Raw genomic sequence first — 15,655 nt, forward strand, 5'->3', positions numbered from 1 at the left:
GCGGCTCGGGGTCGCGGCTCCCGCGGAGATCGCAGGGGGATGGCATCGGTGCGAGGCCAGGAGGGGAGAATGAAGCATGACGTGCGCTCGCCTGTGCAGCTGGACTCCGCCGCTCCTCCGATCGAAGGGCTCTCCCCCTTCGCCGGGAGCGGTCAGCTGGACCGGGCGCTCACGACCTTCCTGGCCAGCAGCAGCCAGATGCTGTGCGAGTGGATCGCCGCCAAGAGCGACCACGGCCCGTTGCCCAGGCTGAGCGTTCTTCTCGATGCGGCACCGGAACCGATCGGGAGGGATGCCGACGGCCTCCTCGCCGACCTGCGCACAGCCATGGAGGGGGCCTACCAGCCCCACCACCCTGGCGCTCTGGCCCACCTCGATCCGCCCCCTCTCACCTCGTCTCTGGCCGCGGAACTGATCGCCGCCGGTCTCAACAACAACCTGCTGGCGGAGGAACTGGCGCCCAGCCTCAGCCGCCTGGAACGCGGCGTGTGCACCTGGATGGCACGGCGACTGGGCTTTCCAGAAGGCTCCGGCGGTGTGGCCGCGAGTGGCGGCACCCTCAGCACCCTGAACGCCCTGGTCTGCGCCCGGCGCCGGCAGGGCCTGCAGAGCCGAGCGGACGCGGTCATCGTCGCCAGCGAGGAGGCCCACGTCTCCCTGGCCAAGGCCGCCGCGGTGATGGGCCTCGCCGCCGATGGCCTGGTGAGCGTGCCCACCGACGGTGAGGGCCGCCTCTGCGTCGATGCCCTGTCCGGGCAACTGGCGGCCCTGGAGCAGACCCGCCGGCCGGTGATCGCGGTGGTGGCCACCGCCGGGACCACCGTCCGTGGAGCGGTGGACCCGCTCGGGGCCATCGCCGGCCTCTGCCGGGAGCGGCAGCTCTGGTTCCACATCGATGGGGCCATCGGGGCCGTCTTCGGTCTGAGCCGGCGGGAGCGCACACGGGTCCCGGGGCTGGCCATGGCCGACTCCCTCACGGTGAACCCCCAGAAGCTGCTGGGGATCAGCAAGACCTCCTCCCTTCTGCTCCTGCGCGATCCGGCCTGGCTGAGGGAGGCCTTCCAGACCGGCCTGCCTTACATGGAACCGAGCTGGGGTGGCGGCCACGGCGGTGAATGCGGACTCCAGGGGAGCCGGCCGGCTGAGGTGCTGAAGCTCTGGCTGGGGCTGCGGCAGCTCGGGCTCGACGGCATCGAAGCCGTGCTCAGAGGGGCCCTGGAGCGCAGGCGCACCCTGGAGCGTCAGCTCGATGCCACGAGCCTGCAGATCGCGGGGGGACCGCTGCACCTGCTGGCCGTGACCCCCCGCCACCTCCCCCCCGAAGGGGCGGAGCGATGGGCCGAGCAGACCCGGCGCGTCCTGCTGGAGCGCCATCTGATGCTCTCCCGGCCTCACTACCGTGGGCGCTCCTGGCTGAAGGCCGTCCTGGGCAATCCCTACACCGATGCGGGGCTTCTGACCGAGCTGGCCGAGCTGCTCAACCGCTCGGCACTGTCGTCATGAGCTCCGGGCCGGGCCGGGGGCGCTGGACAGCGATCATCACCGGCGCCGTGTCGATCCTGATCGGGGTGCTCTATCTGCTGATGATCAGCGTGCTCGACGCCCGGGGTCCGCTCCGTCCGCCGCCGCCGGAGGCTCTCCTGGGGGCTCTGGCCACTGGCGCTCCCTCCCCTGCGGCGGCAGCTGGCGCTCCCGTCGCCTGAGGGGCTCCACCACCCGGCGCAGGGCGGTGTCCAGGAAGGCCGCCAGAGCCTCGCTGCGACGGTTCAGGTCGTACTGGCGCTGAACCACGTCCTGGATGCCGCCGTCGCCCCAGGACTGATCCTGCTGGAAGTAGACGATCAGACTCCGGCCCGCCACCCGGGTGAGCCAGGCGCCGGCCACCCCCTGGACGGCGCGCCCCAGCAGAAGGGTCGGCACCGAGAGGGTGAGGGCCGACCCGATCAGTGCCACCCCGCCCTTCAGCACCCCGAGTGCCGCCAGGGCCCGCCCCAGCGTCAGGGCCAGCTCGGTGGCGCGGTCACGCGAGAGCTCCACCCCGTGGATCCGGGCGATCTCCATCACCATCTGCACCTGCACGGCCACCGTGCCGAGCAGGTCGACGCCGGGCAGGGGCGTGAGCGCCAGCACGCCACCGCTGATCCAGGCCTGACGGTCCACCACGTCCTCGGCATCCTCCTGTCGCTGCCGGGCCAGCAGCATCCGGCTGGCCCGGCCCAGGTGGCGGCACTGCAGCAGCAGGTTGTCGGCGATGAGCTCCTCACCGTCACGGTGAAGCAGTTCAGCGATGCGGTTCAGCAACTCCTCCAGTTCCGGCTCAGGCTGAACGGGCCGCTGTCCCGGGCGGGGAACCGGCCGCGGTGCGGCGCTCACGGCCACCAGATCGGCCGGCTCCAGAAGCGTGCCGCAGCGCTGCGCCAGACGTTGCCGGAGCCGGCGCTCCTCCGCCTCGCCTCGCAGATCGCACTTGTTGAGCACGAGCAGCAGACGCTTGCCGAGGGCCGCGAGGCTGCGCAGGGCCGCCATCTCGGAGGCGCGCAGGTCCGCATCCACCACCACCAGCAGCAGATCGGCACGACTGGCCTGGTGGCGGGCCCGCTGCTCCCGGTCGAGGCCCTCCGCTCCGGCCTCGAGAATGCCCGGCGTGTCGACCAGCACCAGGCCCCGGTCCAGCCCCTGCAGGCGCAGCCGATAGCGGCTGCAGGCATCGGTGGACCCCATCGCCGCGCCCACCTCGCCCACCACCTCCTGCAGCAGGGCCCGGATCAGGGAGGTCTTGCCGCTGGAGCCGCTGCCGAACACCACCAGTTCCAGATCACCCCGCTCCAGGTCCCTGGCCACGCGCCGGGCCTCGCGGCGCAGGCGCTCGGCCTCCGAGGCATCACGCACCCGATCCAGAACCCGGTCGATGCCCTCCAGCTGCCGGCCGGCCGCCTCGCGGCGGGAGCGCAACGGCTCGCCGGGGGGCGTGTCAGCGGCGCTCGTCCGCGAAGGTGAGGCCCGCCAGGGAAGCCGATTCCGGCGTGGCCAGAACCATCGGGCCAGCAGCAGGCCGCAGCCCCCGACCACCAGCAGCAGCAGGGGACCCACCATCCAGGCGGGCAGCAGCAGCTGCAGGTTCCAGATCAGGCTGTTGACCGCCTGGAGCACCAGCGTCAGCACCACAAGGGCCAGCAGGGCGCCCGCCGCGATCCACCAGAGGCCGGGACGCTTCATCGATCAGTCCGCCGCGGCACCGGGGCGGCCGGCCTCCCGCATGATCGAGGCCCAGAGCGATGCCGCCAGGGCGCTGGAGCTGCGGGTGGGGCTGTTGTCGTCGTTGCCCAGCCAGATGCCCATGGCCCAGTGCCGCGCCGGGTCATAGCCGACGAACAGAAGATCGCGGCTGTCGTTGGTGGTGCCGGTCTTCCCCCCCTCCTGGCCTCCCAGGGAGGCCGCGCGGCCGGTGCCGGTGCGCACCACGCCGCGCAGCAGCTCCTGCATCCGCCGCGCCACATCCGGACGGAGCACCGGTCGCGGGGCCGCCAGGGAGAGGGACGCTCGCTCGGGAGACTCACGGCAGGAGGCCACGGTCCCGGCGGGGCAGGCTTCCACATCCAGCAGGCGGCGGATGGTGGTGGGCTGATGCCACACACCATCGTTGGCCACGGCGGCATAGGCCGCCGTGAGCTCGAGCAGGGTCACTTCGCTCTGACCGAGCACCAGGCCGGGCACCGGGCTCAGAGGCGTGCTGATGCCCAGGTCCCTGGCCTGGCGCAGCACCTGATCGAGCCCCACCTGCCGGGCCAGCCTCAGGGCCGCGGTGTTGCTGCTGACCGCGAAGGCGGCGCGCAGGCTGAGCCGGCCGCTGCAGGAGCTCCCGAAGGTCTGGCCGGCCCAGGTCAGGGGCGAACAGTCGACGCCATCGGCGGGCGAGAGGCCCTCGCCCAGAGCCACCAGATACGGCATCAGCTTGAAGGTGCTGCCGGGCTGGCGCAGGGCCATGGTGGCCCGGTTGAACTGACTGAGGCGGTAGTCACGCCCGCCCGCCAGAGCAAGGATGCCGCCGTTGCGGTAGTCGAGCACCACAACGGCGCCCTCGCTCACCCCGAGCCCTTCAGCGCGAGCCAGCAGGCGCTCCAGCTGCTGCTCCACCGCCGACTGAACGGACGGATCGAGATGGGTCTCGATCAGGAAATTGCCCTCATCGGCCACGGCCGGCCCGAGCAGGTCGGCCAGGTCGCGCCGGACCTGATCGGTGTAGAAGGGCGCCTGGCGCAGGCCCTGCCGGGGCCTGCAGGCGCCGGCATCCAGCTCCACCGGGCGACGCCTGGCCTGGCGGGCGGCCTCGTGGGAGAGCCGGCCGCTGTCGGCCATCTTCTGCAGCACGCGGTTGCGCGCCTCCAGGGCCCGCTCGGGATGGCGGCAGGGGTCGTGGCCGTTGGGCGATGGCAGCAGCCCCACCAGCAGGGCCGCCTGCTCGAGCGAGAGCGCTGCACTCGGGCGGCCGAAGTAATGCTGCGCGGCCTGATCGAAGCCCCAGCCCACTCCCAGATACACCCGGTTGAGGTAAGCGAGCAGCAGGGTCTCCTTGCTGAAGCGCGCTTCCAGCTGCAGTGCCACCAGCAGTTCGCGCCACTTGCGGGAGAGGGTGTCGCTGCGTCCCACCTGCTCCGGGTAGAGGCTGCGGGCGAGCTGCTGGGTGAGGGTGCTGCCGCCCTCGAGCACCCGTCCGCCGCTGATGTTGGTGAGCAGGGCACGGGTGGTGCCGATCGGATCGAGACCCGGATGCCACCAGAAGCGGTCGTCCTCACTGGCCAGAAGAGCGCGCACGAGCCGTTCGGACCCGTCCTCGAGGCGGCGCTGATCGCCGCCGCCTTCGGATTCCGGCGAGGCCAGCGGCTGATCGGTGCGATCGAACAGCAGCAGGGGGCCGCGGGCCCCCGCCAGCTGCCGCGACACCGGCGTGGTGAGCAGGCCGGCCGTCAGGGCCGAAACGCCGGCCAGTGCAATGGCCAGGAGGGCGCCTGAGACCGCCCCCGGCAGGCGGCGGAACGGAGAGGGCGCCTGATGGAACACCAGAACCGGCGCCGACGGGTCCTCGGCCGGGGCGAACGCCACCCGATCCCCGTCCCGCAGCCACAGCTCGCGCACCCGTCGCCCGCGCCACCAGAGACCGTTGGTGGACCCCGCATCCTGAAGCAGCCAGGCCCGCCCAAGCCGCTGCAGAACGGCATGGCGACGGCTGACCGATGGGTGGTCGAGCCGGATCTCCAGTCCGCTCTCACGACCGATGCGGTAGTGATGCCCGTGCAGATCCCAGCGGGGATCCTCGCCTGCGAAACCGGTGCCGGTGATCCAGGCCGCGGCAGCGGTGGGCCGGGACTCAGGAGGAGCGCTGCCCACGATTCACCAGCAGATCCACGGCGAAGCAGGCCACGGCCAGATTGATGGCCACATCCGCCGCATTGAAGATCGGGAAGGAGACAGGCAGAAACTCCAGGTAGTCCACGACGTAGCCCAGCCGCAGCCTGTCGAGGCCGTTCCCCAGGCTGCCGCCCAGCAGGAAGGCCACGGCCAGACCCTGCCAGGGGCGTCGGGCCCGGCCCTGCAGGATCCAGACCACGGCCCCGAGGGCCACCGCCAGGCTCAGCAGCGCCAGCAGGTGCGTCAGATCGGTGAAGAGGCTGAAGGCCGCTCCGGTGTTGGTGGCGTAACGGAGACCGAGAAGGCCGGGAATCCAGGGCCTGGGGCCGCCCGTCAGCAGCTCGGTGGAGGCCCAGTGCTTGCTCAGCTGATCAAGGCCCACGATCCCGGCCGCGACCAGCAGGAGCAGCCAGCGGTCGGGGCGCCGGTTCACGTGTCCACCAGCAGCAGACGCCGCAGCGGCAGAGCCACCACGCCGATGGCGCAGCACACCAGCAGCTGACCCCAGAGGGGGCCGAGGGCGTAGGTGTAGAGCATGGCGCCGAGGGGCTCATTCCAGCGACCCAGCAGATGGCCCAGCACCAGGTTCAGCGCCCCGCACAGCTGCATCACCAAGAGGCCGACCACGGCGGCGCCCGTCAGAGCGAGGGGGTCCTCCATGCCGGGCTGGCGGGCGAGGCGCCCGGTGACCCAGGCCGCGGGCAGGAAGCCGGCCAGAAAGCCGAACTCGGGATTGAGCAGGTAGCTGCCGCTGCCGCCACCGGTGAAGACCGGCAGCTGCCACAGGCCCACCGTCAGATAGGCCACCGCGGCCAGAAAGGCCCCTCTCGGACCGCACAGCAGCGCGGTGAGCAGCAGGGCGGGCACCTGGAGGGTGGTGGGCAGCTCGAGCAGCTGCAGCTGACCGGTGCGATCAGGGAAGGCCAGTGCCGCGGGCACCATGCTGCCAAGGAGGATCAGCAGCACCCCGCAGAGGGCTCCACTCCAGGTCACCAGGGCTCGCATCCAGCTCCGACGGATGGGGCCATCCTGCTGTAGGAGGAAGAGCCTGAAAAGAGGCAGGTGGACGAGACCAAGCAGCTCTCCCCGGGCGATCGGGTGCGGCTCAGCGCCGTTCTGCCCTATCTGAAGACGGCGGACCCCATGCCCATGCTCCGGCCCTCCGACCTGGTGAGCCTCGATGAGGAGGGGCAGGTGCTGGAACTCAGGGCGACCGGAACACTGGCTGTGCGCTTCCGCCGCGGCACCTTTCTCATGGAGCAGGGCTGGCTGCGTTCCAGCCGGGAGGAAGGGAGCTGAGCAGAGCCTCGGCCTCAGGCTGCGGGCCACAGATGCTGAGCATCGGCCGGCTGAGCCAGCGCCGGGCGGAGGCCATCACCGCCTCCGGAGTCAGGTGGGCGGCGGCCTCCAGCTGCTGATCGTCAAAGTCCAGCGGCAGGCCATGGGTCAGCAGCAGGGCCGTTCGATCGGCTCTCTGGCTGCAGGTCTGCCTGGCGTGGGCCAGCTGCCCGCGGAACTTGGCCACCGCCAGGTCCAGCTCGCGCGCGGACAGGGGAACGCTGCCCATCCGATCCCACTCCTCCAGCAGACAGGCGCAGGCCTCCTCGCCCCGCTCCACCCCGGTCGAGAGGCTCATCACGAACGGGGAGGCACCCCGGCGGGGGGCGTGCTGCACGCCCACGTCGTAGGCCAGACCCCGCTCTTCCCGCATCACCTGGAACAGACGCGACGACATGCCTGCGCCCAGGTGGCAGTCGAGCAGTCGCAGGGCCAGGTCGTCCGGATGGCCCAGAGGGACGCTGGCCCGGCCGAGCATCAGCACGAGCTGCTCGGTGTCAGCCGGGGCGATGGCCACGCTGCAGCCGCTGCCTGCAAGCTCGTCGCCCGGGATCGGGGGCGGCCCGTCCGAGGCCGCGGGCAGGGGCCGGTCGGGAAGCGACACCAGTTCAGTGAGGCGGGATTCGAGGCCGGGGTCCACCACACCGTCGATCACGAGCACCGCCGGCCGGTCCGGCAGGGAGTGGGCCAGCCCGGCCAGCAGGGCGTCGTCACTGGCCGCCACACCCGGCTCCGTACCCAGGGGGTCGTGGCCGTAGGGGCCGGACTCATAGAGCAGAGGCCGGAGCTGCTCAAGCGCGAGCTGGAACGGATCCTCCCTGTTCCGGCGCAGCATCTGCAGGGTCAGATCGCGCTCCAGATCCACCTGGTCCGGATCCAGCCGGGGCCGCCGCACCATGGCCTCCAGCAGCGGCAGCAGGGTCGAGGCGTCATCACTAGCGCACTTGAGGCTGAGCACCAGGGCGTCCTCGTGGGCGTCGCAGCGCAGCGCGGCACCCAGGCCCTCCACCAGCTCGGCCATGGCCCGGGCATCGCGGTCTCCGCAGCCCCGGGTGAGGCAGGCCGCCAGCAGCTGATGGGCGCCCCTGGCGCCGAGGGGATCACCACCACTGCCTCCCTCCAGCCAGAGCCGCGCCGCCAGGATGGCCGGGCCCTGATGGCTGTGCAGCCACACCCCGTCGCGCGCCGCCGGTCGGAACGGGCTCACGCCGGCACCGCCCGCAGCACCGTGGCCGCCGCGGGATCCAGGGCGGGCAGCAGGGTGCTGCGGAGGCGATCCGGCGTCCAGCCGTCGATCAGGGAAAGAGGGTGATCGAGTGCCTGGCGGCGACCCCAGAGCAGGCCGCTTCCCGCCATGGCTGCCACCGAGGTGGGGGTTTCCAGGGCGAACCGCAACCCGTTGGCCACCATGCGCCCGGCCCGGGCCAGAGCCCCGGAATCGCAGCCCCGATCCATCTGCTCCTGCCAGGCCTCGCCGACGGCGGCTTCCACCGCATCGAGCTGCCCGGCCGGGGCGGCCACCTCGAGCAGGGCGAGGCTGCCCGCCTCCATCACATTGAGATCCAGATCCACGCTCTCGGCCAGCCGCAGCTCCTCGCGCAGGCGATGCACCAGCACGCTGCCCCGGCCCTCGCCGAGCAGGCTGGTGATCAGATCACCGCCCACCACGCCGTCGAGATCGGCAGCGGCGGGCTGGTGCCAGGCCATCAGCAGGCGGCCCGATTCCAGGCGGGGAACGGGCAGGGTGCTGCGCCGGGGAAGCGAGCGGATCGAAGCGGTGGGTGGCGCTGCGCCGCCGCAGGGGAGATCGGCCAGGGCGCTGCCGGCAATGGTGCCGGCCAGGCCGGCCGGCAGGCTGCCGGCAACGGCCAGACAGCAGTTGCCGGCCCGGTAGCGGTCGGCATGGAACGCGCCCATGGCCTCCGGGGTCATGGCCAGCAGGACCTCCGGATCCCCGAGGATCGGCCGGCCGTAGGGATGGTCCGGGCAGCAGAGGGTCAGCAGGCTCTGAATCACCCGCTCCTCGGGCTGGTCGTTCGACTGGGCGATCTCCTCGAGCACCACCCGGCGCTCCATGGAGAAGTCCTCCGCCTCCAGGCTCGGGTGGAGCACCAGGTCCAGCAGCAGCTCGAGAGCCCGCGGCACCTGCTCGGGAGGCACCAGCACGTGGTAGTGCACATCGTCGTAGCCGGTGGCCGCATTGCTGCTGCCGCCGAGCTGCTCGATCGCCCGGTCAAAGGCTCCCGCCGGGAGATCCGGGCTGCCCTTGAACACCATGTGCTCGAGGAAGTGGGCCATGCCCCGCTGGGCGGGGGTTTCGCTGACGCTGCCGGCCCGGCACCAGAAATCGAGGCAGGTCAGCGGTGCTTCCGGCATGGAGGCCGCCACCCAGGAGGCGCCGTTGCCGAGCTGGTGCACCTCCAGATCGGGACTGTGCTGCTGGCCGGGCAACGGCAGTGGCTGTGCGTGGGACGATCATTGTGCTGTGCCACACCCCCCAGACCGCGTGATGCCCATCGCCACCGGTTCGGACGCCTCGACCGACACCCGCCTGAATCCGCTGGCGGATGCCCTGGCGGACCTGATCACGGAGAGCTGGAGCCGTCTGCCGGATCTGGAGCCGCTGCCGATCGATCCGGAGCTGGAGGCCATCAGCGGGTCCCTCGATGGCGACGACCTCTTCATCCGCAACAGCCTGCGGCGCGCCCGCGGCTACCGGAAGATGCACCTGGAGACCGCCCGCCTCGGGGCCGGCCTTCAGATCCTGCACTGCGTGTTCTTCCCCGATCCACGCCACGATCTGCCCCTGTTCGGGGCGGACGTGGTGGCCAGCCGGGCCGGGGTCTCGGCCGCCATCGCCGACCTCTCGCCCGTTGCAGCGGAGCTGCCGGCCGCTCTGAGCAGCGCCCTTCGCCAGCGCCCGGAGCCCCCCTACAGCCAGCCCAGGGAGCTTCCGGCCTGGGGCGACATCTTCTCCCCCTTCGTCCGCTTCGTCCGGCCGGTGGGGCCCGAGGAGGAGGGCTGGTTTCTCGATGATGTGCGCCTGTTTCTCGATCTGATCGCGGATGCCGTGGCCTCCAGCCGGCCCCAGGCGTCCGACGACCCGGCTACGGTGCATCGTTACGAGATGCAACTTTCGTATTGCCTTCAGCAGAAGCGCAACGACAAGACACGACGAGCCCTGGAGAAGGCGTTCAATCCCTCATGGGCGGACCGCTACATCGAGACGCTCCTGTTCGACGACCCGCCGCGGCCGGCCTGAGACGGCCTCTGCTGCTGCTCATCCCCGCCGCCCTGATCATCGGCGGCGGCGCGGTGCTGCTCCAGCAACGGGTCACCGCTCCAACCGCAGCCGGGCCGGAGACGGCTGAGCGCCCCCCGGCTCCACCCAGATCGGTGGCCGCCCTGGGTCGTCTGGAACCCGAAGGGGACATCCGGAATCTGGCCGCTCCCGTCTCCGGCTTCGGCGGCACGCCGAGGATCGAGACCCTGCACGTGCGGGAGGGCGACCGGGTCGGCACTGGTGAACTGCTGGCCACCTTCGACAACCGGGCCAATCTGCTGGCGGAGCGGGCTGTGATCACCACCCGCCTGCGCAGCCTGAGCACCGAGCTGGAGCTGCAGCAGCGCGAGACCGCCCGGTACCGGCGCCTCGCGGAAGCCGGTGCCACCTCCTCGGATGACCTCGACCAGCGGGAGCTGGAGCTGGTGCAGATCCAGGGCCGGCTCGATCAGGCTCGCGCCGAACTCAGGGAACTGGACACGGACCTGAAGGACACGGAGCTGCGGGCACCCTTCGCCGGCACCGTGCTGCGGCTCCATGCCCGCGCCGGTGAGCGACCCGGCAGCGACGGGGTGCTGGAGCTTGGTGCCAGCGACCGGATGCAGGCGGTGATCGAGGTTTACGAGACCGACATCGATCGCGTCGCGGTCGGTCAGCCGGTGCGCCTGACCAGCGAGAGCGGTGGCTTCGAGGGGGAGCTGCGCGGGCGCGTGCTGCGCATCAGCCCCCAGGTGCGGCAGCGGCAGGTGCTGGCCACCGACCCCACCGGTGATGTGGACGCACGCATCGTGGAGGTGCGGGCCAGCCTCGATCCCGAGGATGCGGCCCGGGTCTCCCGTCTGGCGGGTCTGAAGCTGATCGCCCGCTTCGAACCGCAATGATCCGGTTCTGGGAGCGGCGCAGCATTCCCCTGGCCTGGCTGCTGCTGACCCGGCAGCCGATGCGCCTTCTGGTGGCTCTGGCGGGCATCAGCTTCGCCGGAATCCTGATGTTCATGCAGCTCGGTTTCCGCGACGGCCTGTTCGATGCCAGCGTCACCGTGCACGAGCGTTTCGACGCCGACCTCGTGCTGCTGAGTCCCCGCTCGATGAGCTCCATCAGCATGGCCGGCTTTCCCGAGCGACGGCTGGTGCAGGCCATGGCGGCACCGGAGGTGACGGGAATCACGCCGGTGCACTGGAACTTCCTGCTCTGGCGCAACCCCGAGACCCGGCGCACCCGCTCGATCCTCGCCCTGGGTTTCGAGCCCGGCGATCCCCTGTTCGTGGAGCCTGGTCTCGACGGCCAGGGGGAAACCCTGGTGAACCGCGGTCGGGTGCTCTTCGACGAGCGCTCGCGGGAGGAGTTCGGTCCGGTGGCCGAGTGGTTCCGCGAGGGCCGCACCGTGGAGACCGAGGTGGCCGGCAAGCGGGTGCGGGTCTCCGGTCTGGTGACCCTCGGCCCCTCCTTCGGCGCCGACGGGAACCTGCTGACGAGCCGCGAGACCTTCCTGAGGCTCACGCCGGACAATCCGCCCGGGAGCATCGAGCTGGGTCTGGTGCGGCTCCGGCCGGATGCCGACCCTGCAGATGTGGCAGCGCGCCTGGAGGCCCTGCTGCCGGACGATGTGGCCGTGAAGACCAAGCAGGACTTCATCGAGTTCGAGAAGAACTACTGGCGCACCAGCACGGCGATCGGATTCATCTTCTCCCTCGGGGCCGCCATGGGCTTCGTGGTGGGCTGCGTGATCGTGTATCAGATCCTCCACAGCGACGTGAGTGATCACCTGCCCGAGTACGCCACGCTGATGGCGATGGGCTACCGGCTCAAAACCCTCCTGGGGGTGGTCGCCCGCGAAGGCCTGTTGCTGGCTGTGCTCGGCTATCTGCCCGCCTACGCCGCCGGTCAGGTCCTGTACGCCCTGGTGCGCAGCTCGACCCGTCTGCCCGTGAGCATGACCGGAGCGCGATCCAGCCTCGTGTTCACCATGATCCTGGTGATGTGCATGGGCTCCGCCGCCATGGCCATGCGCCGTCTGGCGGATGCCGATCCGGCGGAGATCTTCTGAAGCCATGCTCCCCTCCAGCCCTTCCCCAGTGACCCTGCAGCCCGCCGGCGCCGCCATGGCGGCCGTGTCGGTCGAGGGGCTCAGCCACTGGTACGGCCGCGGTGAGACCCGGCGGCGGGTGCTGCAGGAGGTGGGCTTCGCGATCGCCCCCGGCGAGGTGGTGCTGCTCACCGGTCCCTCCGGCTGCGGCAAGACCACCCTGCTCACCCTGGTGGGCGGCCTGAGGCAGGTGCAGCAGGGGTCGGTGCGTGTGCTGGGCGAGGAACTGCAGGGCTCCGGCCGGGCGCTGCGTCAACGGGTCAGGCGCCGCATCGGCATGATCTTCCAGGGCCACAACCTGCTGCGCTGCCTGAGTGCGGAGCAGAACGTGCAGATGGGCTCCGACCTGCTGCCGGGCCTGCCCTACCGCGAACGGCGTCGCCAGGCACAGCACTGGCTGGAGGCGGTGGGCCTGGCGGACGAACGCCGCAAGCTCCCCCACGATCTCTCCGGCGGTCAGAAGCAGAGGGTGGCCATCGCCAGGGCCCTGGCCGCCCGGCCGCGTCTGCTGCTGGCGGATGAACCCACCGCCGCCCTCGACAGCCGGACCGGCCGGGAGGTGGTGGAGCTGCTCCGCCGGCTGGCGCGGGACCAGGGGTGCGCCGTGCTGATGGTGACCCACGATCCACGCATCCTCGATGTGGCCGATCGCCTGCTCGAGATGGAGGACGGCCGGCTGCGGGAGACGGAAGCCCCCGACATGGCTGTCGGCAATGGAGCGGGAACCTTTGCCCTGTCCGGCCCCGGCTGAACAGCCGGGGCCATGTGGAGTGAACCGTTACATTGAACGTCCACAGATTTCCGCTGCATGGCCAAACGCCGCAACCTCAAGAAGGAGAAACAGGAGCGCAACAGGGCCTACGCCCGCCGGTTCAAGAAGCGCAAACTCCGCAATGACGGCCGCGGTGAAGGCGCCGGCAACGGCGTGACCGGCACGGCCAACAATGGCGGAGCCGCCGACTGAGCCCGGGTTCAGCCGGACGCACTGGAGGGGAGGACGGGTTGATGCAGATCAGTGTCGTCATCCCCACTTACAACCGCCTCCCCATCCTTCAGAAGTCCCTTCGGGCTCTGGAACGACAGGACGCCTCGCCGCTGGTGGGGGACTATGAGGTTGTGGTGGTCGATGACGGCTCCACCGACGACACCGTCGGCTGGCTGAGGGCCGCGGCAGCGGAGCTGCCTCATGTCCGCCTGATCCAGCAGGAGCACGGTGGCCCGGCCGAAGGCCGCAACCGCGGCGTGGCCCACGCCCGCGGCGATGTGATCGTCTTCATCGACAGCGATCTGGTGGTGACGCCCTCCTTCCTCGGCGCCCACGCCCGGGCTCTGGAGGCGGCCTGGTCGCGGCGGGGCGATCGGCTCTGTTTCACCTACGGAGCCGTGATCAACACCAGCCGCTTCGATGATCCCTGCTCCGAGCCCCACAAGCTCTCGGATCTCTCCTGGGCCTACTTCGCCACCGGCAACGTGGGAATCGACCGAGCGGTTCTCGAGCAGTCCGGCCTGTTCGACACCAGCTTCCGCCTCTACGGCTGGGAGGATCTGGAGCTGGGCGAGCGCCTCAGGCAGATGGGTGTGTCCCTGATCCGCTGCCCGGAGGCCGTTGGCTACCACTGGCATCCGGCCTTCAGCCTGGACCAGATCCCCCGCCTGCTGGAGGTGGAGCGCCAGCGGGCCCGCATGGGGCTGGTCTTCTACCGGAAGCATCCCACCGGCCGGGTTCGGATGATCATCCAGTTCACCTGGCTGCATCGCCTGCTCTGGGAACTGCTGACCCTCGGAGGTCTGCTCAACGAACGCTCACTGCGGCCCCTGCTGGCCTGGCTGATCCGTCAGGGGCGGCCGGCCCTGGCCCTGGAGGTTCTCCGCGTCAGCCTCAACCTGGTCGGTGTGCGCAGCCTGCAGCGGGAGGCGCGGCTGGCAGGGGTGCGCTGAGGCCCGGGCCGCCACCAACGCTTTGTTACCGTTCGGGGGTTCACTCAAACCGCACATCTGTCCGTTTCGGGTGACCGCGTCGCGGTCCCTGACAGGTGGAGGCGAACCCGAAACCCACAACCGAACCCCATGGCTGTTGTCACACTCGCCGAGATGATGGAGGCGGGTGCCCACTTCGGGCACCAGACCCGTCGTTGGAACCCGAAGATGTCGCGCTACATCTATTGCGCGCGCAACGGTGTCCACATCATCGATCTCGTGCAGACCGCCGTCTGCATGAACAGCGCCTACAAGTGGGTGCGCGGTGCCGCCCGCAGCGGCAAGCGCTTCCTCTTCGTCGGCACCAAGAAGCAGGCCTCCGAAGTGATCGCCCAGGAGGCGGCCCGCTGCGGCGCCTCCTATGTCAACCAGCGCTGGCTGGGCGGCATGCTCACCAACTGGACCACGATGCGGGCCCGCATCGACCGCCTCAAGGACCTCGAGCGGATGGAGGCCTCCGGCGCCATCGCCATGCGCCCGAAGAAGGAGGGCTCGGTTCTGCGCCGTGAGCTGGAGCGACTCCAGAAGTATCTCGGTGGCCTCAAGAACATGCGCCGCCTGCCCGACGTGGTGGTGCTCGTGGACCAGCGCCGTGAATCGAACGCGGTGCTCGAGTGCCGCAAGCTCGACATCCCTCTGGTGTCGATGCTCGACACCAACTGCGATCCCGACCTCGCCGACGTGCCCATCCCCTGCAACGACGACGCCGTGCGTTCGGTGCAGCTTGTGCTCAGCCGGCTCGCGGACGCGATCAACGAAGGCCGCCACGGCTCCCAGGACCAGCGCGGCATCGAGGACTGATCACCGCTGCCGCAGGGGTTCTCTCCAGCCCCCAGCCCCAACCCGGGTCCCCTGCCTCAGGGGGCCCGAACCCTCTCCAACCCCGACTCTCCCCCGACCTGCATCTCGATGGCCGTCTCCGCCAAGCTCGTGAAGGACCTGCGCGACAAGACCGGCGCAGGAATGATGGATTGCAAGAAGGCCCTCGCCGAGAACGACGGCGACATGACCAAGGCCGTGGAATGGCTGCGTCAGAAGGGAATCGCCAGCGCCGAGAAGAAGGCGGGCCGCACCGCCGCCGAAGGGGCGATCGGCAGCTACATCCACACCGGCGCCCGTGTCGGTGTGCTGGTGGAAGTGAACTGCGAAACCGACTTCGTCGCCCGCGGTGATCTCTTCCAGGAGCTCATCCGCAACGTGGCCATGCAGGTGGCGGCCTGCCCCAACGTGGAGTACGTCAGCACCGAGGAGATCCCCGAAGCGGTGAGCGAGCGCGAGAAGGCGATCGAGATGGGTCGCGACGATCTCGCGGGCAAGCCCGAGGCGATCAAGGAGAAGATCGTGTCCGGCCGCATCGGCAAGCGCCTGAAGGAGCTCGCTCTGCTGGAGCAGCCCTACATCAAGGACAGCACCATGAGCGTGTCGGAGATGGTCAAGCAGGTGGCCGGTCAGATCGGCGAGAACATCCAGGTGCGCCGTTTCACGCGCTATACGCTCGGGGAGGGCATCGAGGTGGCCGGCAGCGACTTCGCCGCCGAAGTGGCGGCCATGGGTGCCTGAGCACT

The 15,655-nt window shown here is 70.5% G+C and carries 16 protein-coding genes; 10 read left to right on the forward strand and 6 right to left on the reverse strand.

The features are described 5' to 3' along the window. The first annotated feature begins 69 nt into the window (after positions 1 to 69). Positions 70 to 1,503, forward strand: coding sequence for a pyridoxal-dependent decarboxylase (locus EVJ50_RS04340; protein ID WP_150882525.1), 1,434 nt, complete (start codon positions 70 to 72; stop codon positions 1,501 to 1,503). Between the two features lie 84 nt (positions 1,504 to 1,587). On the opposite strand, the gene EVJ50_RS04350 is transcribed toward EVJ50_RS04340, so the two are convergent. From EVJ50_RS04350 to EVJ50_RS04365, 4 genes are read right to left on the reverse strand one after another with little or no spacing between them, the layout of a single operon-like run. Then, positions 1,588 to 3,216, reverse strand: a complete 1,629-nt coding sequence (locus EVJ50_RS04350; protein WP_150882527.1) for a YcjF family protein — start codon at positions 3,214 to 3,216, stop codon at positions 1,588 to 1,590. A 3-nt stretch (positions 3,217 to 3,219) separates the two neighbouring features. Next, positions 3,220 to 5,337 (reverse strand): transglycosylase domain-containing protein, encoded by a 2,118-nt coding sequence (locus tag EVJ50_RS04355; RefSeq protein WP_150884849.1) that lies wholly within the window; start codon positions 5,335 to 5,337, stop codon positions 3,220 to 3,222. Between the two features lie 28 nt (positions 5,338 to 5,365). Then, positions 5,366 to 5,839, reverse strand: a complete 474-nt coding sequence (gene lspA / locus EVJ50_RS04360; protein ID WP_150882528.1) for a signal peptidase II — start codon at positions 5,837 to 5,839, stop codon at positions 5,366 to 5,368. Then, entirely contained in the window at positions 5,836 to 6,411 is a 576-nt protein-coding gene (locus tag EVJ50_RS04365) for a biotin transporter BioY (RefSeq protein WP_150882529.1), read from the reverse strand. The genes lspA and EVJ50_RS04365 overlap by 4 nt, the downstream gene beginning before the upstream one ends. 57 nt (positions 6,412 to 6,468) lie before the next feature. Here EVJ50_RS04365 and EVJ50_RS04370 point away from each other — a divergent pair, with 57 nt between their 5' ends. Next, entirely contained in the window at positions 6,469 to 6,705 is a 237-nt protein-coding gene (locus EVJ50_RS04370; protein WP_150882530.1) for a DUF3148 domain-containing protein, read from the forward strand. On the opposite strand, the gene EVJ50_RS04375 is transcribed toward EVJ50_RS04370, so the two are convergent. Continuing rightward, complete coding sequence (locus EVJ50_RS04375) at positions 6,659 to 7,951, reverse strand: pitrilysin family protein (protein ID WP_225323081.1); 1,293 nt, start codon at positions 7,949 to 7,951, stop codon at positions 6,659 to 6,661. The genes EVJ50_RS04370 and EVJ50_RS04375 overlap by 47 nt on opposite strands. Next, positions 7,948 to 9,195, reverse strand: a complete 1,248-nt coding sequence (locus EVJ50_RS04380) for a pitrilysin family protein (protein WP_225323082.1) — start codon at positions 9,193 to 9,195, stop codon at positions 7,948 to 7,950. The genes EVJ50_RS04375 and EVJ50_RS04380 overlap by 4 nt, the downstream gene beginning before the upstream one ends. Before the next feature lie 58 nt (positions 9,196 to 9,253). Here EVJ50_RS04380 and EVJ50_RS04385 point away from each other — a divergent pair, with 58 nt between their 5' ends. The 8 genes from EVJ50_RS04385 to tsf all read left to right on the forward strand — a co-directional run bounded on the left by EVJ50_RS04385 (position 9,254) and on the right by tsf (position 15,650). Continuing rightward, positions 9,254 to 10,006 (forward strand): phycocyanobilin:ferredoxin oxidoreductase, encoded by a 753-nt coding sequence (locus EVJ50_RS04385; RefSeq protein WP_150882531.1) that lies wholly within the window; start codon positions 9,254 to 9,256, stop codon positions 10,004 to 10,006. Beyond that, complete coding sequence (locus tag EVJ50_RS04390) at positions 9,949 to 10,908, forward strand: efflux RND transporter periplasmic adaptor subunit (RefSeq protein WP_150882532.1); 960 nt, start codon at positions 9,949 to 9,951, stop codon at positions 10,906 to 10,908. The genes EVJ50_RS04385 and EVJ50_RS04390 overlap by 58 nt, the downstream gene beginning before the upstream one ends. After that, positions 10,905 to 12,074: an ABC transporter permease DevC gene (devC, locus tag EVJ50_RS04395; protein ID WP_150882533.1), complete on the forward strand. Its 1,170-nt coding sequence runs from the start codon at positions 10,905 to 10,907 to the stop codon at positions 12,072 to 12,074. Before EVJ50_RS04390 ends, devC begins: the two co-directional genes overlap by 4 nt. Before the next feature lie 55 nt (positions 12,075 to 12,129). After that, positions 12,130 to 12,864 (forward strand): ATP-binding cassette domain-containing protein, encoded by a 735-nt coding sequence (locus tag EVJ50_RS04400; RefSeq protein ID WP_150884852.1) that lies wholly within the window; start codon positions 12,130 to 12,132, stop codon positions 12,862 to 12,864. 57 nt (positions 12,865 to 12,921) lie between these two features. Further along, complete coding sequence (locus EVJ50_RS04405) at positions 12,922 to 13,077, forward strand: hypothetical protein (RefSeq protein ID WP_150882534.1); 156 nt, start codon at positions 12,922 to 12,924, stop codon at positions 13,075 to 13,077. A 41-nt stretch (positions 13,078 to 13,118) separates the two neighbouring features. Further along, positions 13,119 to 14,051, forward strand: a complete 933-nt coding sequence (locus tag EVJ50_RS04410) for a glycosyltransferase family 2 protein (protein WP_150882535.1) — start codon at positions 13,119 to 13,121, stop codon at positions 14,049 to 14,051. A 129-nt stretch (positions 14,052 to 14,180) separates the two neighbouring features. Further along, positions 14,181 to 14,891 (forward strand): 30S ribosomal protein S2, encoded by a 711-nt coding sequence (gene rpsB, locus EVJ50_RS04415; RefSeq protein WP_150882536.1) that lies wholly within the window; start codon positions 14,181 to 14,183, stop codon positions 14,889 to 14,891. 102 nt (positions 14,892 to 14,993) lie between these two features. Further along, complete coding sequence (tsf, locus tag EVJ50_RS04420) at positions 14,994 to 15,650, forward strand: translation elongation factor Ts (RefSeq protein ID WP_150882537.1); 657 nt, start codon at positions 14,994 to 14,996, stop codon at positions 15,648 to 15,650. Positions 15,651 to 15,655: the final 5 nt, after the last annotated feature.

The sequence above is a fragment of the Synechococcus sp. RSCCF101 genome (assembly GCF_008807075.1).
In the GTDB taxonomy this organism is placed as follows: Bacteria; Cyanobacteriota; Cyanobacteriia; order PCC-6307; family Cyanobiaceae; genus RSCCF101.

Bases quoted from the DNA above. Each gene is read 5' to 3' on its own strand.
- EVJ50_RS04390 (WP_150882532.1), top strand. From the start codon at position 9,949: ATGGGCGGACCGCTACATCGAGACGCTCCTGTTCGACGACCCGCCGCG.
- EVJ50_RS04405 (WP_150882534.1), top strand. From the start codon at position 12,922: ATGGCCAAACGCCGCAACCTCAAGAAGGAGAAACAGGAGCGCAACAGG.
- rpsB (WP_150882536.1), top strand. From the start codon at position 14,181: ATGGCTGTTGTCACACTCGCCGAGATGATGGAGGCGGGTGCCCACTTC.
- EVJ50_RS04350 (WP_150882527.1), bottom strand. From the start codon at position 3,216: ATGAAGCGTCCCGGCCTCTGGTGGATCGCGGCGGGCGCCCTGCTGGCC.
- devC (WP_150882533.1), top strand. From the start codon at position 10,905: ATGATCCGGTTCTGGGAGCGGCGCAGCATTCCCCTGGCCTGGCTGCTG.
- EVJ50_RS04340 (WP_150882525.1), top strand. From the start codon at position 70: ATGAAGCATGACGTGCGCTCGCCTGTGCAGCTGGACTCCGCCGCTCCT.
- EVJ50_RS04385 (WP_150882531.1), top strand. From the start codon at position 9,254: ATGCCCATCGCCACCGGTTCGGACGCCTCGACCGACACCCGCCTGAAT.
- EVJ50_RS04410 (WP_150882535.1), top strand. From the start codon at position 13,119: ATGCAGATCAGTGTCGTCATCCCCACTTACAACCGCCTCCCCATCCTT.
- EVJ50_RS04365 (WP_150882529.1), bottom strand. From the start codon at position 6,411: ATGCGAGCCCTGGTGACCTGGAGTGGAGCCCTCTGCGGGGTGCTGCTG.
- EVJ50_RS04400 (WP_150884852.1), top strand. From the start codon at position 12,130: ATGGCGGCCGTGTCGGTCGAGGGGCTCAGCCACTGGTACGGCCGCGGT.